The organism is Rhizobium binxianense (genome assembly GCF_028994275.1).
Lineage (GTDB): Bacteria > Pseudomonadota > Alphaproteobacteria > Rhizobiales > Rhizobiaceae > Rhizobium > Rhizobium binxianense.
In genome coordinates this window covers 906,872-931,124 of sequence record NZ_CP118713.1, presented here as the reverse complement: position 1 = coordinate 931,124, position 24,253 = coordinate 906,872, and the positions used below count along the sequence as shown (strand labels likewise).

The 24,253-nt window shown below is 62.7% G+C and carries 30 protein-coding genes; 8 read left to right on the top strand and 22 right to left on the bottom strand.

Annotated features, from left to right (window positions below):
• Positions 1-42 precede the first annotated feature (42 nt).
• The 9 genes from PO860_RS04660 to PO860_RS04620 all read right to left on the bottom strand — a co-directional run bounded on the left by PO860_RS04660 (position 43) and on the right by PO860_RS04620 (position 8,916).
• Positions 43-1,641, bottom strand: coding sequence for a Do family serine endopeptidase (locus PO860_RS04660; protein ID WP_183606243.1), 1,599 nt, complete (start codon positions 1,639-1,641; stop codon positions 43-45).
• A gap of 202 nt (positions 1,642-1,843) precedes the next feature.
• Entirely contained in the window at positions 1,844-2,299 is a 456-nt protein-coding gene (locus PO860_RS04655; RefSeq protein ID WP_183606242.1) for a cytochrome c-type biogenesis protein, read from the bottom strand.
• Positions 2,296-4,284 carry a heme lyase CcmF/NrfE family subunit gene (locus tag PO860_RS04650; RefSeq protein ID WP_272783302.1) on the bottom strand — a complete coding sequence of 663 codons (1,989 nt, stop codon included), beginning with the start codon at positions 4,282-4,284 and terminating at the stop codon, positions 2,296-2,298. Before PO860_RS04650 ends, PO860_RS04655 begins: the two co-directional genes overlap by 4 nt.
• Complete coding sequence (gene ccmE / locus PO860_RS04645; RefSeq protein WP_183606240.1) at positions 4,281-4,763, bottom strand: cytochrome c maturation protein CcmE; 483 nt, start codon at positions 4,761-4,763, stop codon at positions 4,281-4,283. Before ccmE ends, PO860_RS04650 begins: the two co-directional genes overlap by 4 nt.
• Entirely contained in the window at positions 4,760-5,917 is a 1,158-nt protein-coding gene (ccmI, locus tag PO860_RS04640) for a c-type cytochrome biogenesis protein CcmI (protein ID WP_430523307.1), read from the bottom strand. The genes ccmE and ccmI overlap by 4 nt, the downstream gene beginning before the upstream one ends.
• 89 nt (positions 5,918-6,006) lie before the next feature.
• Positions 6,007-6,432: an RT0821/Lpp0805 family surface protein gene (locus tag PO860_RS04635; RefSeq protein ID WP_183606238.1), complete on the bottom strand. Its 426-nt coding sequence runs from the start codon at positions 6,430-6,432 to the stop codon at positions 6,007-6,009.
• Between the two features lie 118 nt (positions 6,433-6,550).
• Positions 6,551-7,954, bottom strand: a complete 1,404-nt coding sequence (locus PO860_RS04630; protein WP_116405261.1) for a sensor histidine kinase — start codon at positions 7,952-7,954, stop codon at positions 6,551-6,553.
• The gene (locus PO860_RS04625; protein ID WP_018241306.1) at positions 7,944-8,615 is read right to left on the bottom strand and encodes a response regulator transcription factor; all 672 of its coding nucleotides are present in this window, start codon (positions 8,613-8,615) and stop codon (positions 7,944-7,946) included. The genes PO860_RS04630 and PO860_RS04625 overlap by 11 nt, the downstream gene beginning before the upstream one ends.
• Before the next feature lie 52 nt (positions 8,616-8,667).
• On the bottom strand, positions 8,668-8,916 hold the full coding sequence (locus PO860_RS04620) for a hypothetical protein (protein ID WP_003578124.1): 249 nt from the start codon (positions 8,914-8,916) through the stop codon (positions 8,668-8,670).
• A gap of 489 nt (positions 8,917-9,405) precedes the next feature.
• Here PO860_RS04620 and PO860_RS04615 point away from each other — a divergent pair, with 489 nt between their 5' ends.
• Positions 9,406-10,629 carry an MFS transporter gene (locus PO860_RS04615; RefSeq protein ID WP_273884126.1) on the top strand — a complete coding sequence of 408 codons (1,224 nt, stop codon included), beginning with the start codon at positions 9,406-9,408 and terminating at the stop codon, positions 10,627-10,629.
• A 260-nt stretch (positions 10,630-10,889) separates the two neighbouring features.
• Here the strand turns inward: PO860_RS04615 and PO860_RS04610 are convergent, their stop codons facing one another.
• Positions 10,890-11,195, bottom strand: coding sequence for a Dabb family protein (locus PO860_RS04610; protein ID WP_272783294.1), 306 nt, complete (start codon positions 11,193-11,195; stop codon positions 10,890-10,892).
• 54 nt (positions 11,196-11,249) lie between these two features.
• On the bottom strand, positions 11,250-11,951 hold the full coding sequence (locus tag PO860_RS04605; protein ID WP_273884127.1) for a hypothetical protein: 702 nt from the start codon (positions 11,949-11,951) through the stop codon (positions 11,250-11,252).
• 157 nt (positions 11,952-12,108) lie between these two features.
• On the opposite strand from PO860_RS04605, the gene PO860_RS04600 reads away from it, so the two are divergent.
• The gene (locus PO860_RS04600; RefSeq protein ID WP_272783293.1) at positions 12,109-12,240 is read left to right on the top strand and encodes a hypothetical protein; all 132 of its coding nucleotides are present in this window, start codon (positions 12,109-12,111) and stop codon (positions 12,238-12,240) included.
• 117 nt (positions 12,241-12,357) lie between these two features.
• On the opposite strand, the gene PO860_RS04595 is transcribed toward PO860_RS04600, so the two are convergent.
• The 4 genes from PO860_RS04595 to PO860_RS04580 form a co-directional block, all read right to left on the bottom strand.
• On the bottom strand, positions 12,358-12,918 hold the full coding sequence (locus PO860_RS04595) for a TetR/AcrR family transcriptional regulator (RefSeq protein WP_273884128.1): 561 nt from the start codon (positions 12,916-12,918) through the stop codon (positions 12,358-12,360).
• A 13-nt stretch (positions 12,919-12,931) separates the two neighbouring features.
• Positions 12,932-13,393 carry a nuclear transport factor 2 family protein gene (locus PO860_RS04590; RefSeq protein WP_183606233.1) on the bottom strand — a complete coding sequence of 154 codons (462 nt, stop codon included), beginning with the start codon at positions 13,391-13,393 and terminating at the stop codon, positions 12,932-12,934.
• A 93-nt stretch (positions 13,394-13,486) separates the two neighbouring features.
• Positions 13,487-14,419, bottom strand: a complete 933-nt coding sequence (locus PO860_RS04585) for a pyridoxamine 5'-phosphate oxidase family protein (RefSeq protein ID WP_273884130.1) — start codon at positions 14,417-14,419, stop codon at positions 13,487-13,489.
• A 62-nt stretch (positions 14,420-14,481) separates the two neighbouring features.
• Entirely contained in the window at positions 14,482-15,093 is a 612-nt protein-coding gene (locus tag PO860_RS04580; protein WP_272783290.1) for a glutathione S-transferase family protein, read from the bottom strand.
• A 142-nt stretch (positions 15,094-15,235) separates the two neighbouring features.
• On the opposite strand from PO860_RS04580, the gene PO860_RS04575 reads away from it, so the two are divergent.
• Entirely contained in the window at positions 15,236-16,162 is a 927-nt protein-coding gene (locus tag PO860_RS04575) for a LysR substrate-binding domain-containing protein (protein WP_183606230.1), read from the top strand.
• Here PO860_RS04575 and PO860_RS04570 read toward each other — a convergent pair.
• Positions 16,132-16,500: a DUF983 domain-containing protein gene (locus tag PO860_RS04570; protein WP_183606229.1), complete on the bottom strand. Its 369-nt coding sequence runs from the start codon at positions 16,498-16,500 to the stop codon at positions 16,132-16,134. The two genes, PO860_RS04575 and PO860_RS04570, sit on opposite strands and share 31 nt — an antisense overlap.
• Before the next feature lie 286 nt (positions 16,501-16,786).
• Positions 16,787-18,190 carry an aminotransferase-like domain-containing protein gene (locus PO860_RS04565; protein ID WP_183606228.1) on the bottom strand — a complete coding sequence of 468 codons (1,404 nt, stop codon included), beginning with the start codon at positions 18,188-18,190 and terminating at the stop codon, positions 16,787-16,789.
• A gap of 215 nt (positions 18,191-18,405) precedes the next feature.
• On the opposite strand from PO860_RS04565, the gene PO860_RS04560 reads away from it, so the two are divergent.
• Complete coding sequence (locus PO860_RS04560; RefSeq protein ID WP_272783286.1) at positions 18,406-19,311, top strand: S1C family serine protease; 906 nt, start codon at positions 18,406-18,408, stop codon at positions 19,309-19,311.
• 170 nt (positions 19,312-19,481) lie between these two features.
• On the opposite strand, the gene PO860_RS04555 is transcribed toward PO860_RS04560, so the two are convergent.
• From PO860_RS04555 to PO860_RS04540, 4 genes are all read right to left on the bottom strand, one after another.
• A complete protein-coding gene (locus tag PO860_RS04555) occupies positions 19,482-19,655 on the bottom strand; it encodes a hypothetical protein (RefSeq protein ID WP_183606226.1) in 174 nt (57 codons plus the stop codon).
• Positions 19,656-19,718: 63 nt separating this feature from the next.
• On the bottom strand, positions 19,719-20,111 hold the full coding sequence (locus PO860_RS04550) for a hypothetical protein (protein WP_183606225.1): 393 nt from the start codon (positions 20,109-20,111) through the stop codon (positions 19,719-19,721).
• Positions 20,112-20,177: 66 nt separating this feature from the next.
• Positions 20,178-21,812 (bottom strand): chaperonin GroEL, encoded by a 1,635-nt coding sequence (groL, locus tag PO860_RS04545; RefSeq protein ID WP_273884131.1) that lies wholly within the window; start codon positions 21,810-21,812, stop codon positions 20,178-20,180.
• 47 nt (positions 21,813-21,859) lie between these two features.
• Complete coding sequence (locus tag PO860_RS04540; protein WP_273880557.1) at positions 21,860-22,177, bottom strand: co-chaperone GroES; 318 nt, start codon at positions 22,175-22,177, stop codon at positions 21,860-21,862.
• Between the two features lie 512 nt (positions 22,178-22,689).
• Between PO860_RS04540 and PO860_RS04535 the strand changes: the two genes are divergently transcribed.
• Genes PO860_RS04535 through PO860_RS04525 form a run of 3 tightly spaced genes read left to right on the top strand, consistent with a single transcriptional unit; the run spans position 22,690 to position 23,583 of the window.
• On the top strand, positions 22,690-22,953 hold the full coding sequence (locus PO860_RS04535; protein WP_183606222.1) for a hypothetical protein: 264 nt from the start codon (positions 22,690-22,692) through the stop codon (positions 22,951-22,953).
• A complete protein-coding gene (locus PO860_RS04530; RefSeq protein ID WP_273884132.1) occupies positions 22,950-23,285 on the top strand; it encodes a hypothetical protein in 336 nt (111 codons plus the stop codon). The genes PO860_RS04535 and PO860_RS04530 overlap by 4 nt, the downstream gene beginning before the upstream one ends.
• A complete protein-coding gene (locus PO860_RS04525; protein WP_273884133.1) occupies positions 23,272-23,583 on the top strand; it encodes a hypothetical protein in 312 nt (103 codons plus the stop codon). Before PO860_RS04530 ends, PO860_RS04525 begins: the two co-directional genes overlap by 14 nt.
• Before the next feature lie 41 nt (positions 23,584-23,624).
• Here the strand turns inward: PO860_RS04525 and PO860_RS04520 are convergent, their stop codons facing one another.
• The gene (locus PO860_RS04520; protein WP_183606219.1) at positions 23,625-23,858 is read right to left on the bottom strand and encodes a hypothetical protein; all 234 of its coding nucleotides are present in this window, start codon (positions 23,856-23,858) and stop codon (positions 23,625-23,627) included.
• On the opposite strand from PO860_RS04520, the gene PO860_RS04515 reads away from it, so the two are divergent.
• The gene (locus PO860_RS04515) at positions 23,857-24,237 is read left to right on the top strand and encodes a VOC family protein (RefSeq protein WP_273884134.1); all 381 of its coding nucleotides are present in this window, start codon (positions 23,857-23,859) and stop codon (positions 24,235-24,237) included. The genes PO860_RS04520 and PO860_RS04515 overlap by 2 nt on opposite strands.
• The last annotated feature ends 16 nt before the right edge of the window (positions 24,238-24,253 follow it).

The following is a 24,253-nucleotide window of genomic DNA, read 5'->3' as shown; positions in this document are numbered from 1 at the left end:
CCGCGCGGACTTTCGTCCGCGCGGCTCCTGTTTTCTCAAAGATCAGCCCTGGCCATTGATCGGAAGTGCTACGAAACGGCTTCCTTCGCTCGACTGGATCTGGAAGAGCGCCCGGGTGCGGCCGTCCTTCTTGGCCTGGTTCAGCACCTTGACGACATCGGCGGGGCTGGAAACCTCCTGGTTGTTGACCGAGGTGATCTTCTCGCCTTCCTTGATGCCCTTGTCGGCGGCGTCGGAGTCCGGATCGATGCCTGTGATCGCCAGGCCCTTGCCGTCATCGGAAGGGCCGACCGTCAGGCCGAGATCGGCAAGCGCCTTCTCGGAAGCCGGTGCCTCAGGCTGCTGCGGCTGGTTGTTGTCGTCGGCAGACGCATCCTTCTGATCGGCCGGCAGCGTGCCGAGTTCCACGGTCAGGGACTGGGCCTTGCCGGCGCGCCAGACCGAGAGCTCGACCTTGCTGCCCGGCTGCATCGCACCGATGCGGCGGCTGAGATCACGGGCATCCTTGATCGTTTCACCGTTCAGCGCCGTGACGACGTCGCCAGCCTTCATGCCGGCCTTGTCCCCCGGCGATCCGGACTGCGGGGCGACGACGAGGGCGCCGCTCGGCTCGGAAAGACCGATGGATTCGGCGATATCCTTGGTCACCGGCTGGATCTGCACGCCGAGCCAGCCACGCGAGACCTGGCCGTCCTTCATCAAATCGGCGACGACGTCCTTGGCGGTCGAGGCCGGAATGGCGAAGGCGATGCCGACGCTGCCGCCGGACGGCGAGAAGATCGCGGTGTTGATGCCGACGACTTCGCCGCTGAGGTTGAAGGTCGGACCGCCGGAGTTGCCGCGGTTCACGGCAGCATCCACCTGCAGGTAATCGTCATAGGGGCCGGAGCCGATATCGCGGCCGCGGGCCGAAACGATGCCGGCCGTGACCGTGCCGCCGAGGCCGAAGGGGTTGCCGACGGCAACGACCCAGTCGCCGACGCGGACATTGTTATCGTCGGCCCAGTTGACGTAGGTGAACTTCTTGCCCTTGCCGTCGACCTTCAGCACGGCGAGGTCGGTGCGCGGATCCTTGCCGATCAGCTTGGCATCGAGCTCGGTGCCGTCATTCATCACGGCGACGAAGGCCTGGCCATCGGACACGACGTGGTTGTTGGTAACGATGTAGCCGTCCTCGGAGATGAAGAAGCCGGAGCCCTGGGCGACCGGGCGCAGACGACCCTTGCCGCCCGGACCATTCGGGCCGCCCGGACCGCCGGGGCCATTCTGGCCGAAGCGCCGCTGATGACCCTGCTGGTCATTCGGATCCTGGCCGAACTGCTTGAAGAAGCGCTTCAGTGGATGATCGTCGGGAAGGTCGTCGAAGCCACGGCCGTTAAAGTCGAAGGAGAAGCCGTCATTGTTGTCGGAGACGGGATTGACGCGATTTTCGACCCGGACGGAGACGACGGCCGGCGAAACGGCATCGACGACGTTGGCGAAGCTCGGGACAGCAGGTGCTTGAACCTTGACGGCTTCGGCATAAGACCGGGTGATTTCGAGCGGAACGCCGGTTGCGAGCACAGCGGCTGCGATACCGGCGACGGTAGAAGCCTTGAGCACAGTGGCGAGGGACGGACGTCCGTTGAAATTCTTGAGCATTGGAGCACCTTCTCTTGTTCTTAGATCTTCAGACCGGCGGCGCCGGATCAGTCGATGAACGAAGATATAGGACGCCGCACCTTACTGCGAACTGTCCGGCCAATGAAAAGTTGGTAATGTTTGCAATGTTTGCTTTCAGCCGAACGTGCCGCCGGCTTCTCTGGCGGCCAGAAATGCTCGCCTGTCGGCTCGGCCCGGCCGCTTACTTTTTCAGAAGTTCGCTCAGCTTCGCCTGCTCGTCTGCCGTCAGCTTGCTGCCGGTCGGTTTGCCGGCCCTCCTGCGGGCAAAGAGGAGCAGCGACAGCCCGCCGGCGAGCACCAGCAGCACCGGTGCGCCCCAGAGCAGCACCGTCTTGATGTTGAACCGCGGCTTCAAGAGCACGAACTCACCGTAACGCGAGACGATATAGTTCAGCACCTGATCGTCGCTGTCGCCATCGGTGATGCGCTCGCGCACCAGCAGACGCAGGTCCTTGGCCAGGTCGGCATTGGAATCGTCGATCGACTGGTTCTGGCAGACCATGCAGCGCAGTTCCGCCGAAAGGGCCCGCGCCCGCGCTTCGAGCGCCGGGTCGGCCAACACCTCGTCCGGATTGACGGCGAAGGCGGGGGCCGCCATCAGCAACAGAGCGAAAACAAGGAGGAGGCGCCGCATCATTCCGCCGGCTCCATTGCAGGCGCTGCCGGCTTCGCCTTCCTGCGCGGGGCGCCGACCCGCAGCCGCCGGTCGGAGAGCGAGACGAGGCCGCCGAAGGCCATGAACACCGCTCCGCCCCAGATGCAGAGGATGAACGGCTTCCACCAGATGCGCACGACGATGCCGCCGTCCTTGGTGGCGTCGCCGAGCGAGACGTAGAGCTGGCTGAGGCCGAAGGTCAGAATGCCGGCCTCCGTCGTCGGCATCTGGCGGGCGGTGTAAAGGCGTTTGGCCGACCAGGTATCGGCGACCGTGACACCGGCGCGCCGGATGGTGAAGTGGCCGCGCTCCTCGGTATAGTTCGGGCCGGTCGCCGGCTGCATGCCGTCGAAATGCAGGCTGTAGCCGCCGGCATCCGCCGTTTCGCCGGGCTTCATCTCGATGACATGCTCGGTCTGGAAGGTCGTAACGGCGACGATGCCGAGCACGGTGACGCCGAGGCCGGCATGGGCAAGCGCCGTGCCGAAGGCCGAACGCGGCAGGCCGGTCAGCCGACGCCAGGCGACAGAGCCCGCCACCTTGCCGATGCCGGCGCGATACCAGAGATCGGCGACGGCGCCGAGGATGAGGAACAGCCCGGCCGCCAACCCGAGCACTGCAAGCACCGGCCCGCCATGTTCGATGTAGAAGAAGGCAACGGCGGCAAGGAAGGCCAGGCCTGCCACGACATAGAGCCGCTGCAGGGCGCCGAGCAGATCGCCGCGCTTCCAGGCCAGCAGCGGTCCGAAGGGCACGATGACGATCAGCGGCGCCATCAGCAGGCCGAAGGTCAGGTTGAAGAAGGGCGGCCCGACGGAAATCTTGTCGCCGGTCAGCGTTTCCAGCAGCAGCGGATAAAGCGTACCGGTCAGCACCGTGCCGCAGGCAACCGTCAGGATCAGATTGTTGACGACGAGCGCGCCCTCGCGCGAAATCGGCGCAAACAGCCCGCCGGCCGATAGCCGCGGCGCGCGGAAGGCAAACAGCGATAGCGCGCCGCCGATGAAGATCAGCAGGATGCAGAGAATGAAGACGCCGCGGGTGGGGTCGCTGGCAAAGGCATGCACCGAGGTCAGCACGCCGGAGCGCACCAGGAAGGTGCCCATCAGCGACAGCGAGAAGGTGAGGATGGCAAGCAGCACCGTCCAGATCTTCAGCGCCTCGCGCTTTTCCATGACGAGCGCCGAATGCAGCAGCGCCGTGCCCGCGAGCCAGGGCATGAAGGAGGCGTTTTCCACCGGGTCCCAGAACCACCAGCCGCCCCAGCCGAGTTCGTAATAGGCCCAGTAGGAGCCCATGGCGATACCAAGCGTCAGGAAGGTCCAGGCAGCGAGCGTCCAGGGCCGCACCCAACGCGCCCAGGCGGCATCGATGCGCCCTTCCAGAAGGGCCGCGACCGCAAAGGAGAAACACACGGAGAAGCCGACATAGCCGAGATAGAGCAGCGGCGGGTGGATCGCGAGGCCGATATCCTGCAGCACCGGATTGAGATCGCGGCCCTCGGCCGGGGCCGGATCGAGCCGCAGGAAGGGATTGGAGGTCAAAAGAATGAAGAGCGTAAAGGCGACCGAGATCCAGGCCTGCACGGCCAATACATTGGCCTTCAGCGTCTCCGGCAGATTGCGGCCGAAGACGGCGACCAGCGCGCTGAACAGCGTCAGGATCAACAGCCAAAGCATCATCGATCCCTCGTGATTGCCCCAGACGCCGGAATATTTATAGATCAGCGGCACCAGCGAATGCGAATTCTCCCAGACGTTCTCGACCGAGAAATCCGAGACGACATGGGCATAGGTCAGCACGCCGAAGGAGAAGGCGACCAGCAAAAACATCGCCAGCGAGCCGATCGTCGCTACATCCATCATCGCCCGGTCGTGGCGACGGGCGCCGATCACCGGCACGATGGAGAGGATGAGCGCCGTTGCAAGCGCCAGCACCAGCGCGTAATGGCCGATCTCGATGATCATGGCGTCGCCTTCGCTTCCTTCCCCGAACCTTCCTGGCCCTGGCCTTCTTTCCACAGCCCCTGAGCTTTCAGCCTGTCGGCCACGTCCTTCGGCATATAGGTCTCGTCATGCTTGGCAAGCACGGTGTCGGCAACGAAAACATTCGTGCCTGGGGTGAACATGCCTTCGGTGACGACGCCCTGGCCTTCGCGGAAAAGATCGGGGAGGATGCCGGTATATCTCACCTTCACGGCATTTGCGCTGCCGTCGGTGACGGCAAATTCCACCGTCGAGCCGGTGCCGCGCACGACGCTGCCTTCGCCGACCAGGCCGCCGAGCCGGATACGAGTTTCCGGCGCCACCGGCGTCTTTGCCAGATCGGCCGGCATGTAGAAATAGGCGACCGACTGGCTGAAGGCGAACATCACAAGCAGCACGGCGGCGGCAATGAAGCCCATGCCGCCCGCGATCACCGCCAGGCGCTTCTGCTTGCGCGTCATTGTGACGATCCTTCCCTGGCTAGGCCGAGCTCGTTGGCAAGCGCCAGCAATTGCCTGCCCTGTTCGCTCTCGGCCGGAAAAGCAGCCAGCCCGCGCTTCAAGGCGCCGGCGGCGCCATCCTTATCGTTCAATACGGCGTAAGAGCGGACGAGCCGCATCCAGCCTTCGAAATTGTTCGGATCCGCGCTGAGCTTGGCGTCGAGGCTCTCGACCATGCCGCGGATCATCTGCTGCCGGTCGCCGGCATTCATCGTCTCGGCTGCCGCCACATCTTGCTGGCTGGGGTTGCCAGGGGCAGCCGGCCCGGCGCCCGGGGCAGCCGAACCGGCGCCTGCCGGCGCGCCGCCGTTCATGGCGATATGTTCATTGACCAGCGGCAGCCAGGGCGCATCGGGTGGTGATTGTTTGGCCAGCGCTTCGAAGGCCTGGCGCGCCTCGTCTAGCCGTCCCGCCTGCTCGCTGCTGAGGGCGATGTAGAAACGGGCGCGCGGATTGTCGGGTTCCAGCGTCAGCGACTGTTCCAGCACCTGGCGCGCCTCCTCCGTCACCACGCCGTCGGAGACCGCCATCAGCGTCTCGGCCAGGCCGTCGAGCCGGACCGCGCTCGGCCCGAGCAGCCGGATGGCATTGCGGTAGGCCACTTGCGCGTCGTTGACTCGCATCGTCCTGACATAGATCGGCGCCAGCACGTCCCAGCCCTTGCCGTCATCGGGATTCTCGGCCAGGTGCCGCTCCGCCTTGGTGATCAGCACCGCCACATCGTTGCCGGGATTTTCCAGCCGCGCTTGCAGTGGCTGCGACGGTAGGTCCGGCCTGCCCGTCGTCAAGTAAAGACAGAGCCCGAGAACCGGCAGGACCAGGAGCACAAAGGCCTCGGTGAAACGGTGATGCCGTGCGGGTTTCGGCGTCTTAGTCGGCTCATCCCCGGAGACGGCGATCAACCGACGGCCGATTTCCGCCCGGGCGTAATCAGCTTCCTCCAGCGTGATTAGCCCGCCGTTGAGATCGCGGTCGAGTTCGCGCAACTGGTCGCGATAGACCGCCGCCTCGCCCGCACGGATATTTTCCGCCACCTTCGCTCCGCGCAGAAGGGGGTAGAGCAGGATGGCGGCGACGACTGCCGTCAGAACGGCAACGAGAATCCAGAACAGCATGTCGCCCAAATACTTGAAGCGCGCCTTCATTCCAACTGCCAAAGCCGGAATGACGAAGATTTGAGGCTATAAGCCGCAATTGACCGGGCTTAGCCGAGCGGAGACCAGCTGCCGTCCGCGTTGCGGCAGGCCGCGCCGCGCACCACGGTGTCCTTGCCGTCGACCGTCAGCGTGTGGGTATATTGGCGGCAGTTCTGCGAACCGACCTGATAGGGCGCGGCGGCGACCACCTTGCCGGTGACGTCCTTGCCGGTCCACAGCATCGGCTGGCCGACGGCGGCCCCTTCCAGCGCCCGATATTCCGCCTCGAGCGCCCGCTGCTTGTCGCTATCGCTCAAGGTCACGCCGCTGCGGCCGGCAAGGCCGCCCTGCAGCGCGGTAAGGAAGGCGGCCGAAGCCGAGGGCTTGCTCGAAAAAATGCCGCGCGAAGCGGCGCCCTTCGTCGTCACGCAGCCGGACAGCGCGACGGCGACGAGAAGAGCGGAAGCGACCATGCCTTGCGAGCGTAAAATCATTGCGTCGAACCACGATCAGGGGTCAATTTCAGCCGATCGAAGTGCAGCGTCCCCGTGTCAGCATTAAGGCAAAGCATGCTATACATTTGCCAGTATCTTTGTGACATCAAGCAGTTGCTCATGCAACATCCTTTGTGATGCCGGGCAGGATAAGCTTCGCCTTGAGCCCGCCCCATTCTCCGCGGGAAAGCTCAAGCCGTCCCTGGTACTCACTGGAAATCTCGGTGACAATAGAAAGGCCGAGCCCGGTGCCGGGCTTGCTTTCGTCGAGCCTGCGGCCGCGCTTCAGCGCCTCGCGGATCTGATCGGGCTCCAGGCCCGGCCCGTCATCCTCGACGGCAAGCTCCACCCAGTGGCGGCGCGCGCTCGCCTCCGCTCCCTTGACGTCGTCGCCGGCCTCGACGGCCGAAAGCCGTACCTTGCTTTTGGCAAAACGCGCGGCATTCTCCAGGAGATTGCCGACGGTCTCCTCGAGATCCTGCTGCTCCATGGCGACGGCCAGATGCGGCGGCGAGACGACGAGATCGAATTCGGTATCGACGTTCAACCGGCGCATGACACGCACCAGCCGCTCGAGGGCCGGCTCGGCATCGGTGCGGGCGAGCACGGATTCGCGCTGCGCGGCGATGCGGGCCCGGTTGAGGTAGGACTGCACCTGCCCCTGCATCGATTCCGCCTGGCTGCGCACCAGCTCGCCATGGGATTTTTCCAGCACCCGCGCTTCATTGAGGAGCACGGCGATCGGCGTCTTCAGCGAATGGGCGAGATTGCCGACCTGCATGCGAGCCCGCTCGACGATGCGGCGGTTGCTATCGATCAGCGCGTTGACCTCGTTGGCGAGCGGCAGAATTTCGCGCGGGAAATCGCCTTTCAGCTGCTCGCTCTCGCCGGCGCGGATGCGCTCCAATGCGGCGCGGGCCTTGTCGAGCGGCTTCAGGCCATAGAGAATCGCCAGCGCATTGACGATCAGGCTGCCGACGCCGAAACCGGCGAGCGCCAGATAGAGGCTATGGGAAAAGGTGCGGACATCGTCCTCGACGACATCGACATTGCCGGTGACCCGGACGCGGGCCGCACGCCCGTCGGTATCCAGCACCACTTCGGTCTCGGCCACCTGCACGCGGTTGCCGGAGGCATCCGTCACTTGATAGTAGCGCTCGTAATTCTTGTCGAAGGGCGCCTCGACCACAGAGGGAACCGGAATGAGCGCCGAGCCGAGCGAGGGCGACACCAGCGGTGCCGTCGTATAGGTGCCGAGCGGCTCCACCACCCAATACCAGCCGGTCTTCGGCTGGGCAAAACGCAGGTCGCCGAGCTGCGGGCTGCCGCTGAGCGCGCCCTGATCGCCTATCGTCACCGAATTGATGACGTTATAAAGCTGCGCCCGCAACAGATCCTGGAAGCCGCGTTCGGCGCTCTTGCGGTAGAGGGTGGAGATCAACAGGCCGATCACGACAAGCGCCACCGTCGACCAGACCGTGGTCAGCAACAAAACGCGTGCGGTGAGCGACTTAATTCGCATGTTTCGGCGCTTGAATGCGGTAGCCGAGACCGCGCACCGTTTCGATCAGGTCGACGCCCATTTTCTTGCGCAAACGACCGACAAAGACTTCGATCGTGTTGGAATCGCGGTCGAAATCCTGGTCGTACATATGCTCGACCAGTTCGGTACGCGAGACGACCTCACCCATGTGATGCATGAGATAGGCAAGCAGGCGATATTCGTGCGAGGTCAGCTTCAGCGTCGTGCCGTTGACCGTCGCCTTTGAGGATTTGGTATCGAGCCGCACCGGCCCGCAGATGATCTCGGATGAGGAATGCCCGGCCGCACGCCGGATCAGCGCCCGGATGCGCGCCAGCACTTCCTCGACATGGAAGGGCTTGGTGACATAGTCGTCGGCGCCGGCGTCGATGCCGGCGACCTTGTCGCTCCAGCGGTCGCGCGCCGTCAGGATCAGCACCGGCACACCGCGGCCGGCGCCGCGCCATTTTTCGAGCACCGTGACCCCGTCCATCTCCGGCAGGCCGATATCCAGAATGATGGCGTCATAGGGTTCGGTATCGCCGAGGAAGTGACCTTCCTCGCCGTCGAACGCCTGGTCGACGACATAACCCGCCTCCTTCAGCGTGTCGGCCAGCTGCCGGTTCAGATTGACGTCGTCTTCGACTACCAGAATGCGCATCGGTCCGCCTTCGTCCGCTTCTAATCGATCATGTCCTGTAGACCGATTCCGCTTACATCGGAACCTTTACCGTCACTTTGCGTGGACGCTGGCCGTTGCCCGACACCAGAACAGTGATGATGCAGGTATCGCCCACCGGTTGTACGGACAGGAGCTGGCCGCCCGTCTGCTCGACCACCTGGGCTGCGGCGGCGCTGCAATCGGCTGCCACGCGCAGGACGAGGGTGCCCGCGCCGTCCGGTGAGGGCGCCGATACCACCAGTCCGGCGGCCAGTGCTGCGACGCTCAGAGGAAAGGCCATGTTCTGTGCTTTCAAGGTAATGCCAACTTGGCCCGAATATGTACTCACGCGACCTGAATGGCAAATGAATGCGCTGTAATGCAGGGCGTTTAGAACCATTCTCGACTGCTTGCGGCAGCCGGTGCCGGCTGCTGAAAACCGCCCCCTCGGCAGGCTGCGGCGGCCTTCGCCGGCCCCAAACGATGCGCTGCGCCCTTGGTATCCACGCACTTCGCTGCCGCCGTTCGCGAATCGGCCGCACGGTTCCGATTCCTGTAGACCGCAGCCGCGATAGATCGGCAGATGTCGGCACGTATCAGCCCGCTTCAGCACGCAGGGGGTCGTCCTGAAATTGTACCGACGCTTCGTGTCATTCATGTCATCGTTGCACCTTTTCGCCCAATCAGCAAAAGCGCGGCGCCGCGCGCCTGAATGCTGATCGCTGCTTTCGCCGGCAAATTGAAACTGGTATGTCCTTGCCACTCCCCATTTCAGGCCATTTCAGCACCAATGCCAAAATCCTCCCGCTTCCGCTCGGCGCAGACGGTCACCGTGCTTGCCGTTACCCAGCTGATCGGCTGGGGCACGACATTCGACATGCTCGGTGTCCTGGGCCGCGTCGTGGCGCCCGCTCTCGGTCTGCCGAATGAGGTGGTGTTTGCCGGCCTGACGATCATGATGATGGTCAGCGCCATCGTTGGTCCCGCGACCGGCCGCTGGCTGGGCCGCTACGGGGCCGCCCGGGTGCTTTCGGCCGCCTCGCTGACCTTTGCGCTTGGCCTGCTTCTGCTTGCCGCCGCAGACGGCGTCATGCTCTATGCCAGCGCCTGGGTCGTCATCGGCATCGGCGGCGCATTAGGCCTTTCGGCACCGGCCTATACCGCCGTCGTCGAGCGCGAAGGGGAAAACGGCAAACGCGTCATCGCCATTCTCATGCTGTTCACCGGGCTATCGAGCGCCATCTTCTGGCCGATCCTCAGCCTGCTCAACGAGGCGCTCGGCTGGCGGCTGACCTTTCTTGTCTGCGCGGCGCTGCAATTCTTCGTCTGCCTGCCGCTGCATCTTTTCGCCCTGCCAAAACCTGTTCTAACGCATGCAGAAGGCGGCGCGGCCGAAATCGCCCCGGTGCCGCTCACCAAGGCGGCGCGGCGCAAAGCCTTCCTGCTGATTGCCGCGGCGACGACGATTACGACCTTCATCACCTTCGGCATCTCGCCATCGCTGCTCGAAATCTTCCGCCAGTCCGGCGCTTCGCCAGCCTTTGCGCTGCAGCTCGGCTCGGCACGCGGCGTGCTCGGCATCTCGGCGCGCTTCCTCGACATGCTGCTCGGCCGGCGCGGCAACCCTCTGCTCAGCGCGGCCATGGGCATCGGGCTGATGGCGATGAGTTTCCTGGTGATGCTGGTCGCCAGTCCGTCGGCACCGCTGCTGGTCACCTTCGTCCTGCTCTACGGCTTCGGCACCGGCGTCATGACCGTCGCCCGCGCGCTTCTACCGCTGGCGCTGTTTTCGCCGGGCGAATACGGCCTGCAATCGGCCCGGCTGTCGCTGCCGCAAAACCTCGCCAATGCCATCGCCCCCGTCATCTTCACCGCCATCCTCGACCGCGCCGGCACCGGCCCGGCGCTCGTCACCGGAGCCGCTCTCGCAGCCTTGGCGCTGGCCTTCATACTGATGTTGATGGCACTGGTGCGCGGCGCCCACGCATCGCAGCCGAGCCCGGTCGTTCCATGAGATCCCGGCCCGCCAACTCAGCCATTCTTGATATGTCCTGATTATCATTGAGATCAGGATGAGAGTGCCTTTGCGCCCACCTATCGCGACCGCTGTATCAGCAGCCGCTTTTTGGCGAATCTTTTGAATCGCTTGCCGCCGCTTTTTCGAAAGTTGAATCCGGGGACTCGGAAGTTGAGTCCGCTTCGCGACGATGCGAATCCGGATAATTGTCCATCCATTTGAAATTTCAACGGAATGTGGCTCGGCAGGCGCGGAATTCAGAGCGGCTGCGTCACTGCCGCACGGCTGTCGTAATCAGCGGCGATGCGCTTTTCTCGGAGCGGCCGCACGCGCTCGATCGACAGCTGATAATCGGGATGGGCCTTGTAGGCGGCCAGAGCCGCCTCGTCGTCGAATTCGCCGTAGACCACAAGATCGATCTCGGTGCCGAGCTGATCGGTCTTCACATTGGTGCCGATTTCCAGCAGCCGCGCATGCGGAATGCCGGTCAGGATGGAAAGCCCTGATCTCACCTCCTGCAGATGCTCCTCCGGCACGGTGAAGAAGACGATATGGCGGATCACGCGGAAGCTCCTGTCATATGTGTCAAAATGGTGGAGCGACCTTTGCGCATCCTATCAGACGCGCCGCGCTCCAAGTCTCAGCCGGGCGATAACACGCGCGCCCCAGGCCTTCAACCGCGCCAGCATGCCGGGCGCAGCATCGGGACGTATCGCCGCATCGAAGGCCATGGCATAGCTTGCCAGTTTTTCCGCCCGGTCGGTGCCGTTGACGATACGGCGCGCATTCACCCAGTCCGCAGTCGTCGCGTTCAGGTGATCGGCAAGCTTGTGGCCGGTAAAGCTGCCCTGCAGCATGCCTTCGATCAGGATCGTCACCGCCACCTCCATCTCCATCGCCCGGTCGGGATCGGCCACGAGGTCGACCCCGGTCAGCACACTCATCGCCTCGTAGTTCCGCTTATGGGTGAGTTGCACCAGGCCGCGCCCGAGCCAACTGCGGCCATCCTCATCCGGCCGCCAGTAGGGTGTCTTTACCCAGGAGAGCCGGCCGGCGGCAAAGGCCGCCTCCAGGATCTCGACCGCGCGCGCATCGCTTTCCGCCAGCGTCTCCCGCACCGGCTGCATGGTATAGGCGGTCTCGTGGTAAGCGGTGGCGAGGATATAGGCGAGCCACCGCCGGTCGGCATGGGCAAACCGCTCTTCCCAGGCGTCGAGAATCGCCGTGATGCCCACTACTTGAGGATGAGTCAGCTTTCCTTTGAAGAGCCCGTCCCGCACCGCCTCGAAAAAGAATACCCGGTCCATGTGGACAACCATTCCGCGCTTCCCAAAAAAGATCATGGTTAAAATCGTCTTAATCGATTAAAATTGATTTAATCGTTTAAAGTGTTTAAGCCACTGATTTACACGCCTTTTGTCTTGTGCAATTCATCTTTCTGCCCTGAAGCCTTGGCCCCGAAAGAGGAGACTTCCGATGCAGACGCCCGCCAATACGCAAACCACCATTCCCCAGCACGTCGTCGACCAGATGGAAAATGAGTGGCGCCAGATTCGCCCTGAACGGGAAACTCCGCGCCCTGCCCAGCAGCCGCAGCAACATCGCTGATATACGCAAAGCGGTACCGATGTAAGATCGAGCGGCGATCAATGCCCCGGCCAGCCAGTCGTGGCCGGGTGAATTCTTCACCACTGCAATAAAACATCCCGACGGATGACCGTCCCCTCATCGCATCGCGGCCTCCAGCCGCTTCGCCAGCGTTTCCACCGATCGGGTGAAAACCGCTCTATCATCAAGCGCGCGCGACAGCACCAGCGCGCCTTGAATGCCGGCCACACCCTCCTCGGCCAACGCTTGCGCCTCCTGCTGCGGACAGCCTGCCCGCACCAACGCCGAACGCAAGGCGTCGATCCAGCGGATGAAATAGTCGCCGATTGCTGCCGAAAATCGTTCCCGGGTCTCATCGAGCGCGAAGGCGCCGACGAGGCAGATGCGGCGGCCGGAACGAAAATAATCGTTCACATCAGCCCACATCGCCGCGATCGCCTGATGGGCGTCGCCCTTTCCGAGCGGCTGATAGATCGTCTGCTCGAACCAAGCATCGACCTCGGCGAGCACGGCACTCGCCATCTCCTCCTTGCCGCCGGGAAAGAAGTGATAAAGACTGCCCTTCCCGATGCCGGTGCGTTCGGTGATGCGGCTGAGCGATGTGCCCTCATAGCCGAGCTCGCGGAAGATTTCGGCGAGCAGCGGTACAATGTCGGCGCGTTCGTAGACGGTCTTCACCCACAGCCGCCTTTCAGAGGCCGAGCTCGGTCAGGCCGGGATGATCGTCCGGCCGCCGGCCGAGCGGCCAGTGATATTTGCGCTCGGATTCCCGGATCGGCAGGTCGTTGATGCAGGCGAAGCGGCGCTGCATCAGGCCGGTAGCGTCGAATTCCCAGTTCTCGTTGCCATAGGAGCGGAACCAGTTGCCGCTGTCATCGTGCCATTCATAGGCGAAGCGCACCGCGATTCGATCATCGGTGAAGGCCCAGATCTCCTTAATCAGCCGATAGTCCAACTCCTTTGCCCATTTGCGGGTGAGGAAAGCGACAATCTCGGCACGGCCGTTGACGAATTCGGCGCGATTCCGCCAGCGGCTGTCCGGCGTATAGACGAGCGAGACGCGCTCGGGATCGCGGCTGTTCCAGCCGTCCTCGGCAAGGCGGACTTTCCGGGTGGCGGTCTCAAGGGTGAAGGGTGGGACGAGGCTGGACATAGGTTCTCCTAGAAGGTACTCTTCTGTACTGAATGGTTATCATTGTACTGAACGGTACAATTATTGGCAAGTCGGGTCGAAACGGCGTTTCCCTCAGAGGTCGTGAGGCACGCTCCACCGCAACGGCAGAGCATCCGGGCGAAGCACGATCGCTTCCGGCGTGAAACGCCACAACCTTTCCGCCCGCTGAAAGGTGGCGACCTCAGGAGAATCCAGCAGCACCTCGACGCGGCCCGTCATCTGCAGCATGTCGCCGGTTTTAAAATCGACGAAGACCAGCCCTGCCTTCGGATTGACGAGGAAATTGCCGAGCGTGTTGAAGAACCGGTTGCCGGGAAAATCGGGAACGGTCAGCACGCCGTCGGCACTGAGATGCACGAAGCCGGCATAGCCGCCGCGATGGGACACATCGACCTGCCGTTCGCCGTTGTCACGGTCGACATAGGAGGCGACGAAGAAGGTATCGGCGTCCTCGATCATCCGCCGCGTGCGATCGTCGAATTGACCGGAATGAAGCGGCGCCATCGCTGTCGGCAGATCGGGATCGCGGACAAAGGCGGAAGAGCGAGGCTGGATATATTGCGGGCAATTGCCAAAACTCTGGCCGACGCGGACGTGGAAAGCTTTAGCCTCCGTCCTGTGGATCACGCCGTTCAGCCGGTTGCGCCGCCGGGTCTCGAGCTGAATGCCGAGCATTGCGATCGCATCGCCATCCTCCATGCCGGCATCGGCAGGATCGGCCGCGTCGCGCGACAGGGTGAGGTCAAGAATCTCCGGCTCCGGCGAGGCTAGGAAACCCGGGTGGCCAGCCCGCACCGTCGCCCAGACGTCGCCCTTGGCATCGACGGCGCCGAGCACGACGAAAGGCAGCATCGGAAAGAAGGCGCGGTGCTGCTCGGGCATGGCCTTGCGGAGGAAATTGCGTCCCGGCCCGTCCATGCGCTCGACGACGCCGACACTGCGCTGCATGGCGAGTTCACCCTCATGCCAGGGTGACGACGCGTCCTGTCTTGTCTGCTCCAGCATCACGGGCCTCCTTGCGGGTATGATTTGGGAAAACCGGGACGGCGATCCCGCCCCGGAGGTTCTTATGCGGCAAGGCCGATCTTGGTCTTACGGAAGCCGACGAAGCCCGGCAGGACCTCGATACGTGCAAGCCAGGCACGGAGGTTTGGATAGGCGGAAGTATCAACATTGCCCTCCGGCGCGTTGGCGATGTAGCTGTAGAGCGCGACGTCGGCGATGGCAGGATTGTCGCCGAGCAGGAAATTGCGGCCGGAGAGCTCCGCCTCGATCAGCGCCAGAATGCGGTGCGCCCGGGCGATCACCTCGTCGGTGCGGAAATCCGCACCGAAAACGGTGACCAGGCGTGCGGCACATGGTCCGTAGGCGATCTCGCCTGCCGCAACCGAGAGCCATTTCTGGATCCGCGCCGCAGCCACCGCCTCTTCCGGCAGCCAGTCGGTGCGGCCGTATTTGCGCGCGAGATAGACGAGAATGGCGGCGGAATCGGCAATGACCGTGCCATCGTCGTCCAGCACCGGCACCTGACCAAAGGGATTGAGCTTGAGAAACTCCGGCGCCTTGTGGGCGCCTGCCGCCATGTCGACCTCGACCAGCTCATAGGACACGCCAAGCAGCGACAGGAACAAGTGAGCCCGGTGGGCATGGCCGGAAAGCGGGTGGTGATAGAGTTTCATGATGGTTCCTTTGGTCTTCCGATCGACGGGACGCGGTTGGCGATGGCCGTTTCGAACCATCTGCGACCAATTTACCTCCTTCCATCTGAGCACAGTAGAATGCTAATCTGGAAGGCATGCTCCCAATTCATGGAAGGATAGGATGGACCGCCTCGACGCCATGACCGTGCTTCTTGCCGTTGTCGAACAGGGCAGCCTGTCGGCAGCTTCACGGCATCTGCGATCCCCGCTCGCAACCGTCAGCCGCAAGGTTTCGGACCTGGAAACCCATCTCAACGCCCAACTGCTACAGAGGAGCAACCGGAAGATCACGCTGACCGAGGCCGGTCGCGCCTATGTCGAGGCGGCGCGGGAAATTCTCGACCGGGTGGAAGAGGCGGAGCGGACAGCCGCCGGTGAATACAGCGCGCCGAAGGGCGAACTGACGATGACCGCACCGATCGTCTTCGGGCGGCTGCACGTCCTGCCTGTCGTGGTGGATTTCCTGAAGGCCTATCCCGATATCAATCTGCAGCTGATGCTCGGCGACCGGCTGTCAAACCTCGTCGAAGATCATATCGACGTGGCGCTCCGGATCGGCAACCTGCCGGACAGCAACCTGATCGCCACAAGGCTCGGTGCGATCCGCCGCACGGTCTATGCCAGCCCGGATTATCTCTTGCGGCACGCCACATTCCGACATCCGGGCGATCTCGCCGTCCATGACTGCATCACCTTCGACAGCATGGCCTCGACGCCGACCTGGACATTCCCCCAGGGAAAACGCGATCTCACCGTGCCGATCCGCTCACGGCTTGCCGTCAACACCGCCGAGGCAGCGGTCGATGCGGCCGTCGCCGGCCTCGGGATCACCCGCGTGCTCTCCTACCAGGCCGCACGCGCCGAGATGGCCGGCCTGCTGGTGCCGCTGCTCCAAGATTTCGAACCGCCGCCGGCACCGGTGCATCTCGTCTACCACACACACGGACTGGTGCCGCTGAAACTGCGGGCACTGCTCGATTTCGCAACGCCGCGCCTGCGCGCGACACTGAGCAAGCCTCAGGCGAGCCTGCCCTCTTCCGCCTTGTAGAAATACTGGCTGGCGACCAGCCAGCCCTTCAGCGGCCGCAGTGGCGGAATGCAGGTGGCGAGCATGAAGGGGCCGGTGACCAGAAGCTGTACCCAGATCGGTGCCGAAAAGGCCACCTCCAGCCAGACACCAAGCAGCACGCTCGGGATGCAGGCAAAGCAGATGACGAAGAAGGCCGGGCCGTCAGCCGGATCGGCGAAGGAATAATCGAGGCCGCAGGCCTCGCATTGCGGCTGTAGCGTCAGGAAGCCCTTGAACATATGACCCTGGCCGCAACGCGGGCAGCGCCCCCTGATGCCGGTCTGTATCGGAGGAAGTGGCGGATATTCGGTGTCCATGATGACCTCGTTCTATCTGGCGCGGAATCTTTATGCTGTCAATCCGCGCAATGTATGCATTCAATATGAATACATCCCACATACATTACCAGTCAACTCGTCAGAATGCCGCAGGTTCCCCTCCGGCTGGCGGGGCTGATCAGCGGTATCAAAGAGGCGCCATGACGGGACTGCGGAATGCGACGGCCGCATCCGCCATCGCGAACGGTTCAAGTCGCGGCGGATTTGAATGGTCCGCTTCCGGCTTTCGGATGCGCCTGATGGGTTCAGCCGCAATGCTGGAACGTCAGAAGAACGAGGCGGCCATCTCCGGCGGGCCTTGCAGCGCATGGGCCATGAACTCCAAGGCACCCTGCAGTTTCTGACGGGTGATCGGGCCGCCGAGGCAGACCCGCACGGCCTCTGGTGCGGTACCCTCGACCGTGAAGGCGTCGCTTGCGACGACGCCGATGCCGGAGGAGCGCATGTGGCTGCCGAAGGTGGAGCGGGTCCAGCCATTGGAAAGCGGCAGCCAGATGTTGAAACTGATCGGATCGGCGCGGTAACTGCCGGTCGGCAGGATGGCGGCGACCATCTGCTGGCGGGCGGCGGCCTCGGCGCGGATGAAGCGCAGGATCGTATCGGCGGTGCCGTCTTCAATCCAGCGGGTGGCGAGCGCCCCGGTCAGCGGTGAGGCCATGACATTGTTGGCGCGCATGGCGCTGACGAAAGGCCATACGGCCTTGCTATCGGGCGCCACGACATAGGCAAGGCGCAGGCCCGCGCCGATGCATTTTGCCAGTCCGCCGATATGCCAGGTGAGATCGGGCGCTATTGCCGCAAGCGGCGGCGGGCCTTCCAGCGGAATGAAGCCGTAGGCATCGTCCTCGACGATCGGCACGTGATATTTGCGGGCAACGGCTGAGATCTCCTCGCGGCGTTTGGCCGGGATGGTCAGCGTCGTCGGGTTCTGCAGCGTCGGATTGAGATAGAGCGCCTTCGGCTTCAACCTCTCGCAGGCTCCGGCAAAGGCGTCCGGCAGGATACCGTCCTCGTCCATCAGCAGACCGGTCAGATTGAGCCGCAGCTGGGCGGCGATCGAGCGCATGCCGGGATAGGTGATGATTTCCGACAGCACGGTTTCGCCCGGCTTTGCCAGCAGGCCGAAGATCGCCAGCAGGGCCGGATGGGCGCCCGGCGTAACGAAGATCCGCTCCTGGGACGGCACCAGCCCGCGACGGCCGAGCCAGCCGGCGGCAGCTTCCTTGTCCATGCCGGCGCCGCCGAAACCCTGATAGCGCAGAAGCGGTATGAGGTTGGCTGCCACCGCCGACATGCCCTCGCGCATGCGGGCAATCAGTTCCGGATCATCCGGTTCCGGCGGCAAGTTCATCGAAAAATCGACGACGGAGACGCGGCGCGGATCAGGCGCGGCGCCGGGTGCCAAACCCGGGTGCTCCTTATCCGCGCCACCAGTGACGAAGGTGCCGCGGCCGACATGCGAATCGACAAGCCCACGCTTCTGCGCCTCGACATAACCTCTCGCCACCGTGGTGAAGTCGACATTCAGCCGCTTGGCGAGTTCGCGTTGCGGCGGCAGCCGATCTCCCACCACCAGATGGCCGCTGCGCAGATCCATTTCGATCACATCGGCGATCGCCATATAACGGGGGCTGCTGCTGCGGCTGAGATCGGGATGCCAGTTCTTCATATCGTAATCCGCGTCAGTCTGATTCCGGATGAGATTGACTGTATATTGTTGCACGGCGTCCCTGTCACCCCCCGCAAATTCGCAGGTTGCCGCCGCGTCGCGGAGGCGGTTGCGGCAAATTCCCACCCTGCAGGCTTGCCTCCGCCCCTCCGTCTTCTTACTTATTCAAGGTGGAATGCGTGGGCTTCCAGCCTGCCGCCGATCGGGATGAAAGCATGAATATCGATCCAATCCTGCGGTCAGTCGTGACCGTTCGTTCATCCATTCCGGAAGATGCCTTCACGGCGGAGACGCTGGGCACCGTCCGGGAGGGCAGCGGCGTGGTCATTCGCGACAATGGGCTGGTGCTGACCATCGGCTATCTCATCACCGAGGCCGAGGAGGTCTGGCTGACCACCCACGACGGGCGCGTCGTTCCCGCGCATGCGCTTGCCTATGACCAGGAAAGCGGCTTCGGCCTGGTGCAGGCGCTTGGGGCGCTTGATGCGCCGGCAGTGGATCTCGGCGACGCTGCCACGGCCAAACCCGGCGATCCCGTCGTGCTTGCCGATGGCATCGGAGAATTCGTCGAGGCCAACATCGTCGCCCGGCAGGAATTCGCCGGCTACTGGGAATATCTGCTGGACGAGGCGATTTTCACGGCGCCAGCCCATCCTTCTTGGGGCGGTGCGGCGCTGATCGGTTCGGACGGCAAGCTTCTGGGCATCGGTTCACTTCGCCTGCAAATGAGCCAGGGCGACGAGGTCGCCGATATCAACATGGTCGTACCGATCGACCTTTTGCCGCCGATCCTCGACGATCTGTTGAATCGCGGCCAAGTGAACAAGCCGCCCCGACCCTGGCTCGGCGCATTTTCGGCCGAAAGCAATGGCGGTGTGGTGGTCATGAGCGTTGCCGAAGGCGGTCCGGCCGCTCAGGCCGGCCTGCGGCAGGGCGATATCATCTCGGAGATTCGCGACGAAGAAGTCGATGGCCTGGCCGATTTCTACCGCAAGATCTGGAGCAGCGGCCCGGCCGGCGCTGAGATCCCGATGCGTATCCTCAGGAACGGCCGGGAGGCCTGGCTGCGCATCAAGTCCGCCGACCGCAACAGCTTTCTCAGAAAGCCGCAGTTGCAGTAAGGTCGCGCCAGCGTCGTGAAAGCCGCTGGCGCTCGTTCCAGCGGATGTCCGTGCATCCTTATCCCGCCGCAGCGATTTTCCGAGGTGATCGTCCGGAAGCGCACCGGCTCGGTGCTGACCTCCACCTCGATGAGAGCCAGGGGCGTGGTCAAAAACGCCCGTCCATGCACTCAGATAAACTGGTCGTCATCTTCCGCCGCCCGCGGCGGCGCGGCGCGGCGCGTGCTGTCATTAGCAGCCTTCTTGTGCTCGTCAGCCGCTGCCTCACGGATTGTCTGGAAGCGGTTGTCGGCGGCGTTTTCTGCGGCTGGCTGCTTGTCGCTCTTTTTCACGAAACGGATCATTGGTCATGTCCTGCTTTGACAGTGGCAGCGCTCCGCAACATCGGAGCGCCCGGGAAAACGGTGTCAGACGGCAAGCGCGGTGGCGCAGGCCTGAACACTTCGGCTGTCGGGTGAGGTCTGCCCGGGCATGGTCGCCCAACCGCCGGCCTCGATGAACTGACGCTGCTTGTAGCCTTCGGTAATCGCCTTGAACTCGATCAGTTTGGCGCTTGCATCCGGCGCCGCGTTGAATCGCTCGACGCAAATGGCAGACGCCAGTTCTCCGCGGGCAACGTCGCCGGCGGCGGCTGCCGCTTTGCTTGACGTCCCGCCTGTTACCCAACCTCCCCAGCTGAAGCCGATAATCATCGTGGCTATCGCCGTGACGACGCAGGCCCAGACGAGAAGCGTCTTGGATGGCTGGTAACTGTCGAAACGCTGGGTGATCGATGTCTTGCTGCTGTTCTGCACGGACATTGGAATTCTTCCTGTCTATCGTTCGAGTTAGGCCGTCCGGCGACGCCGGAAAGGTTCAGGCTGTTCTCAGTATCCCATATCGCCCATGCCGCCGTTTCCGGCTGCAGGGGCAGATTCTCTTGCGGGAATGTCGGCGATCATCACTTCGGCGGTGATCAGAAGCGCCGCAATCGAACCGGCGTCCTGCAGAGCGGTGCGCACGACCTTGGCGGGATCGACGATGCCGGCCTCGATCATATCGACATAGGTCTCTGTCTGTGCGTCGAAGCCCTGATTGTGATCATTGCTGCCCGCGAGTTTTCCAACAACGATCGAACCCTCGAACCCGGCATTGTCGGCGATCTGCCGGATCGGGGCTTCGAGCGCCCTGAGCACGATCGAGATGCCCGCCGTCACGTCGGCGTTCTCCCCGGTCAGGCTCGTGAGCGCCGACTTGGCGCGCAACAGTGCCACGCCGCCGCCGGGCACGATGCCCTCTTCGACAGCCGCACGGGTGGCGTTCAGCGCATCGTCGATGCGGTCCTTCTTTTCCTTGACTTCCGTCTCGGTCGCGCCGCCGACGCGGATGACCGCGACGCCGCCGGCGAGTTTCGCCACGCGTTCCTGCAGTTTTTCCTTATCGTAATCGGAGGTGGCCTCCTCGATCTGGGCCTTGATCTGCTGGATACGCGCCTGGATGGCCGCTTTCTCGCCGGCGCCGTCGATGATCGTGGTGGATTCCTTGTCGATCAGCACGCGCTTGGCGCGGCCGAGCATATCGAGCGTGACGTTGTCGAGCTTGATGCCGAGATCCTCGGAAATCATCTGGCCTGATGTAAGCACCGCAATGTCTTCCAGCATGGCCTTGCGGCGATCACCGAAGCCCGGCGCCTTGACGGCCGCGACCTTCAGGCCGCCGCGCAGCTTATTGACGACAAGCGTCGCCAGCGCCTCGCCTTCGACGTCCTCCGAGATGAGCAGAAGCGGTTTGCCGGTCTGCACGACGGCTTCCAGGATTGGCAGCATCGCCTGCAGACTGCCGAGTTTCTTCTCGTGAAGGAGGATATAGGGTTCCTCCAGTTCCACGCGCATCTTCTCGGCATTGGTGACGAAATAGGGCGAGAGATAGCCGCGATCGAACTGCATACCCTCGACGACATCGAGTTCGATCTCGGCGGTTCGCGCCTCTTCGACTGTTATGACGCCCTCATTGCCGACCTTGTCCATCGCCTTGGCGATCATCTCACCGATGGCGGCGTCGCCATTGGCGGCAATGGTGCCGACCTGGGCGATCTCGCCTGACGATTTGACCTTCATCGCCCGCGCCTCGATTTCCTTGACGACGGCGGTAACGCCGAGATCAATGCCGCGCCTGAGATCCATCGGGTTCATGCCGGCAGCGACGAGCTTTGCGCCTTCGCGAAAAATGGAGGCGGCAAGCACCGTTGCCGTCGTCGTGCCGTCGCCGGCAAGATCATTGGTCTTCGAAGCCACCTCGCGCACCATCTGCGCGCCCATGTTCTCGAACTTGTCTTCGAGTTCGATCTCCTTGGCGACGCTAACGCCGTCCTTGGTAATGCGCGGTGCGCCATAGCCCTTGTCAATGACGACGTTGCGACCCTTTGGGCCAAGCGTCACCTTGACGGCATTGTTGAGCAATTCGACGCCGCGCAGCAGGCGGTCGCGCGCATCGGTGGAGAATCTGATTTGCTTGGCAGACATGATATTTGTCCAGTTCGGTCTTGAGATGCGGGTCGGAATGCGATCGGTCAGGCAGCCTTTTGAGAGGCTTCTTCGGTCTTTTCGACGATGCCCAGGATGTCGGTCTCCTTCATGATCAGAAGGGTCTCGCCATCGATGGTGACCTCTGCCCCCGACCATTTTCCAAACAGAATGAGATCACCGACCTTAACGTCGAGCGGGACCAGATTGCCGCTTTTGTCGCGCAGGCCCGGCCCGACCGCGACCACTTCGCCTTGCTGCGGCTTCTCCTTGGCGGCGTCTGGAATGATGATCCCGCCCTTGGATTTGACATCGCCTTCCGCACGTCGAATGACGACGCGGTCGTGCAGTGAACGGAATTTCATAGAGGTCTTTCTGCTGCCGGCGCATATGGCGGCTGCAATCTATAAATAGCATTCGTGGCACTCGATTGATAGGAGTGCCAATAAATATTATTCGCGGAGGAATTTTTTGAGATATTCAGGAAATCAATCCGACCGGATATTTTGTAATAATCACGAAATGAATAGAATTTTTTGCGCGGTCGCGCTTCATTTTATTTTCGTGAACGAAGAGTTCATTTGGCGTTTTTCATATATAAATCAGAATTTATCTTGATTTAAACTCAATCTAGGCGTAACGATAAGCCTCGTCGATTTGGCCGACTTGGCTTCGCGGTGTCAGAGACCTACGACCCGCCATACACCACCGAATTCTCGATAGCGAAAGTATCACGTCGTTCCGGCGTGTATTTCGCGTGTTCCGATCCGGAATGAACTTGGCGCTGACCGCGGATGTACCGGCAGCGTTGAGGTCGTCCGGTTCGGATCTAACCACACAGGAAACGCATCGGTGTCTTCCTGCGGAGGCCTCAGCCATGACAAGTCGCACAACACAGACCGTCGTCCACTTTTCATCTCCATTCCGCCTGCCAGGTTTCGACGGGGCACAACCAGCCGGAGAATACCGCGTCGACTATGACGAAGAATTGATCGATGGTGTTTCCAGGCTCGCCTGGCGACGGATCGGCGCCTTCATCCACCTGCCGGCGATCGCCGCACAGAGTTCGACACTGCAGATGATGCCTATCCATCCGTCAGATCTCGAAACCGCGCTCGAAAAGGATCACAAACCGTCATGACCGCTACGCGCATCCCGCAACGCAATGGACGCCCCATCCGACGCGAGGCAGCAACACATATCTTCAAGGTGGGGCAGACCGTCCGGTTGAAGGACGGGTTCTTTGTCGTTCCCTCCAAGCTCCCCGACACATACCGCATTACCGCCACGCTGCCTCTGAGAGGCAATCTGCTGCAATACCGCATCCGCAGTGACGACGAGCGTCATGAGCGGGTGACGACGGAAGACAGCCTGGAGCCGGTAAACCTATCGCCCGGAAGCGGCGCAACACTGATCGAGACAACGTTTGGCCACGGCCCGAAGGATGGAAGGGTGCATCGTGATCAGCCATGAAGACGAAGGAAGACGGAACGCCTTTGTTGGCGGCAAAAACAAGGGTGGCGCGGCCGGCCACTACTCCATGGACATCGGACGCGACGGCCGGATCGAACCCGCCCGTTCGTGGGCCGTCTATCACGCGAGTGTTCCGGCGCACGCGGATTATGCCGTGATCGGCGGGAGCCGTTCGGAGGCCGGGAGAGACATGCTGTCCTTCAATCTTCTCAACATAGGATACCGGAAGGAATGGCTCAGGCTGTCGGACGCTGCGCAGCTCGCTCGTGACACCCCGCCGGCTCACCCGTGGCGCTAGGGCGGATCTTGGCGGATGCGGCAAGGCAGTCTGACCGTGGTTCAAAGCCAGTTGCGCCCTCCCCCAAAATCATATGACAGCGCCGCAGGGCTTGCGCTGAACAGCGGCAATTTCGGCGCGCCTGATTTCTGCGCCAGACGCTGGATCGGATCGCCGGCCGTGAATGACGCCCTATCGTTGACTTGGGACGACGGTTGAAAGATGTTGGCGTCGTGCCATCTTGGGGATGAACAGTCCTGCGAGGACTGGCGGAAGATAGGGAGTTGGCGGTCCATGTTCGATCATATCTCCATCGGCGTAAAAGACCTCGAAAGAGCCCGCCGTTTCTACGACGCCGCGCTGGCGCCACTCGGATATGAGCGTCTGTCCAATTCCGACACCATGATCGGCTACGGCCCGGAAGAGGTCGGGCTCTGGGTGATGCAGGCGGAGCAGCCTGTTGTTGCCGACATGCGATCCGGGCTGCATTTCTGCTTCGTCGCCCCGACCGAGGCCGCGGTCGATGCCTTTCATGCGGCAGCCCTCGCATCCGGCGGCACGGATAATGGCGAACCTGGTATCCGGCCGGATTACGGACGCTTCTATTACGCCGCCTTCATCATCGATCCGGACGGCTACCGCCTCGAAGCGTATTTCCACAAAGGTGAGCTGTAACAGGCTGCTCGAGCGG

Coding starts and splice junctions, on each gene's coding strand:
- PO860_RS04520 (WP_183606219.1), bottom strand. CDS start 23,858: ATGGACCGCCAACTCCCTATCTTCCGCCAGTCCTCGCAGGACTGTTCA.
- PO860_RS04580 (WP_272783290.1), bottom strand. CDS start 15,093: ATGAAACTCTATCACCACCCGCTTTCCGGCCATGCCCACCGGGCTCAC.
- PO860_RS04530 (WP_273884132.1), top strand. CDS start 22,950: ATGACCGCTACGCGCATCCCGCAACGCAATGGACGCCCCATCCGACGC.
- PO860_RS04605 (WP_273884127.1), bottom strand. CDS start 11,951: ATGGTTGTCCACATGGACCGGGTATTCTTTTTCGAGGCGGTGCGGGAC.
- PO860_RS04600 (WP_272783293.1), top strand. CDS start 12,109: ATGCAGACGCCCGCCAATACGCAAACCACCATTCCCCAGCACGTCGTC.
- PO860_RS04550 (WP_183606225.1), bottom strand. CDS start 20,111: ATGTCCGTGCAGAACAGCAGCAAGACATCGATCACCCAGCGTTTCGAC.
- PO860_RS04585 (WP_273884130.1), bottom strand. CDS start 14,419: ATGCTGGAGCAGACAAGACAGGACGCGTCGTCACCCTGGCATGAGGGT.
- PO860_RS04660 (WP_183606243.1), bottom strand. CDS start 1,641: ATGCTCAAGAATTTCAACGGACGTCCGTCCCTCGCCACTGTGCTCAAG.
- ccmI (WP_430523307.1), bottom strand. CDS start 5,917: ATGCTGTTCTGGATTCTCGTTGCCGTTCTGACGGCAGTCGTCGCCGCC.
- PO860_RS04575 (WP_183606230.1), top strand. CDS start 15,236: ATGGACCGCCTCGACGCCATGACCGTGCTTCTTGCCGTTGTCGAACAG.
- PO860_RS04565 (WP_183606228.1), bottom strand. CDS start 18,190: ATGAAGAACTGGCATCCCGATCTCAGCCGCAGCAGCAGCCCCCGTTAT.
- PO860_RS04535 (WP_183606222.1), top strand. CDS start 22,690: ATGACAAGTCGCACAACACAGACCGTCGTCCACTTTTCATCTCCATTC.
- PO860_RS04590 (WP_183606233.1), bottom strand. CDS start 13,393: ATGTCCAGCCTCGTCCCACCCTTCACCCTTGAGACCGCCACCCGGAAA.
- PO860_RS04555 (WP_183606226.1), bottom strand. CDS start 19,655: ATGATCCGTTTCGTGAAAAAGAGCGACAAGCAGCCAGCCGCAGAAAAC.
- PO860_RS04515 (WP_273884134.1), top strand. CDS start 23,857: ATGTTCGATCATATCTCCATCGGCGTAAAAGACCTCGAAAGAGCCCGC.
- PO860_RS04615 (WP_273884126.1), top strand. CDS start 9,406: ATGCCAAAATCCTCCCGCTTCCGCTCGGCGCAGACGGTCACCGTGCTT.
- PO860_RS04560 (WP_272783286.1), top strand. CDS start 18,406: ATGAATATCGATCCAATCCTGCGGTCAGTCGTGACCGTTCGTTCATCC.
- PO860_RS04630 (WP_116405261.1), bottom strand. CDS start 7,954: ATGCGAATTAAGTCGCTCACCGCACGCGTTTTGTTGCTGACCACGGTC.
- PO860_RS04650 (WP_272783302.1), bottom strand. CDS start 4,284: ATGATCATCGAGATCGGCCATTACGCGCTGGTGCTGGCGCTTGCAACG.
- PO860_RS04655 (WP_183606242.1), bottom strand. CDS start 2,299: ATGATGCGGCGCCTCCTCCTTGTTTTCGCTCTGTTGCTGATGGCGGCC.
- PO860_RS04540 (WP_273880557.1), bottom strand. CDS start 22,177: ATGAAATTCCGTTCACTGCACGACCGCGTCGTCATTCGACGTGCGGAA.
- PO860_RS04625 (WP_018241306.1), bottom strand. CDS start 8,615: ATGCGCATTCTGGTAGTCGAAGACGACGTCAATCTGAACCGGCAGCTG.
- PO860_RS04570 (WP_183606229.1), bottom strand. CDS start 16,500: ATGGACACCGAATATCCGCCACTTCCTCCGATACAGACCGGCATCAGG.
- PO860_RS04635 (WP_183606238.1), bottom strand. CDS start 6,432: ATGATTTTACGCTCGCAAGGCATGGTCGCTTCCGCTCTTCTCGTCGCC.
- PO860_RS04620 (WP_003578124.1), bottom strand. CDS start 8,916: ATGGCCTTTCCTCTGAGCGTCGCAGCACTGGCCGCCGGACTGGTGGTA.
- ccmE (WP_183606240.1), bottom strand. CDS start 4,763: ATGACGCGCAAGCAGAAGCGCCTGGCGGTGATCGCGGGCGGCATGGGC.
- groL (WP_273884131.1), bottom strand. CDS start 21,812: ATGTCTGCCAAGCAAATCAGATTCTCCACCGATGCGCGCGACCGCCTG.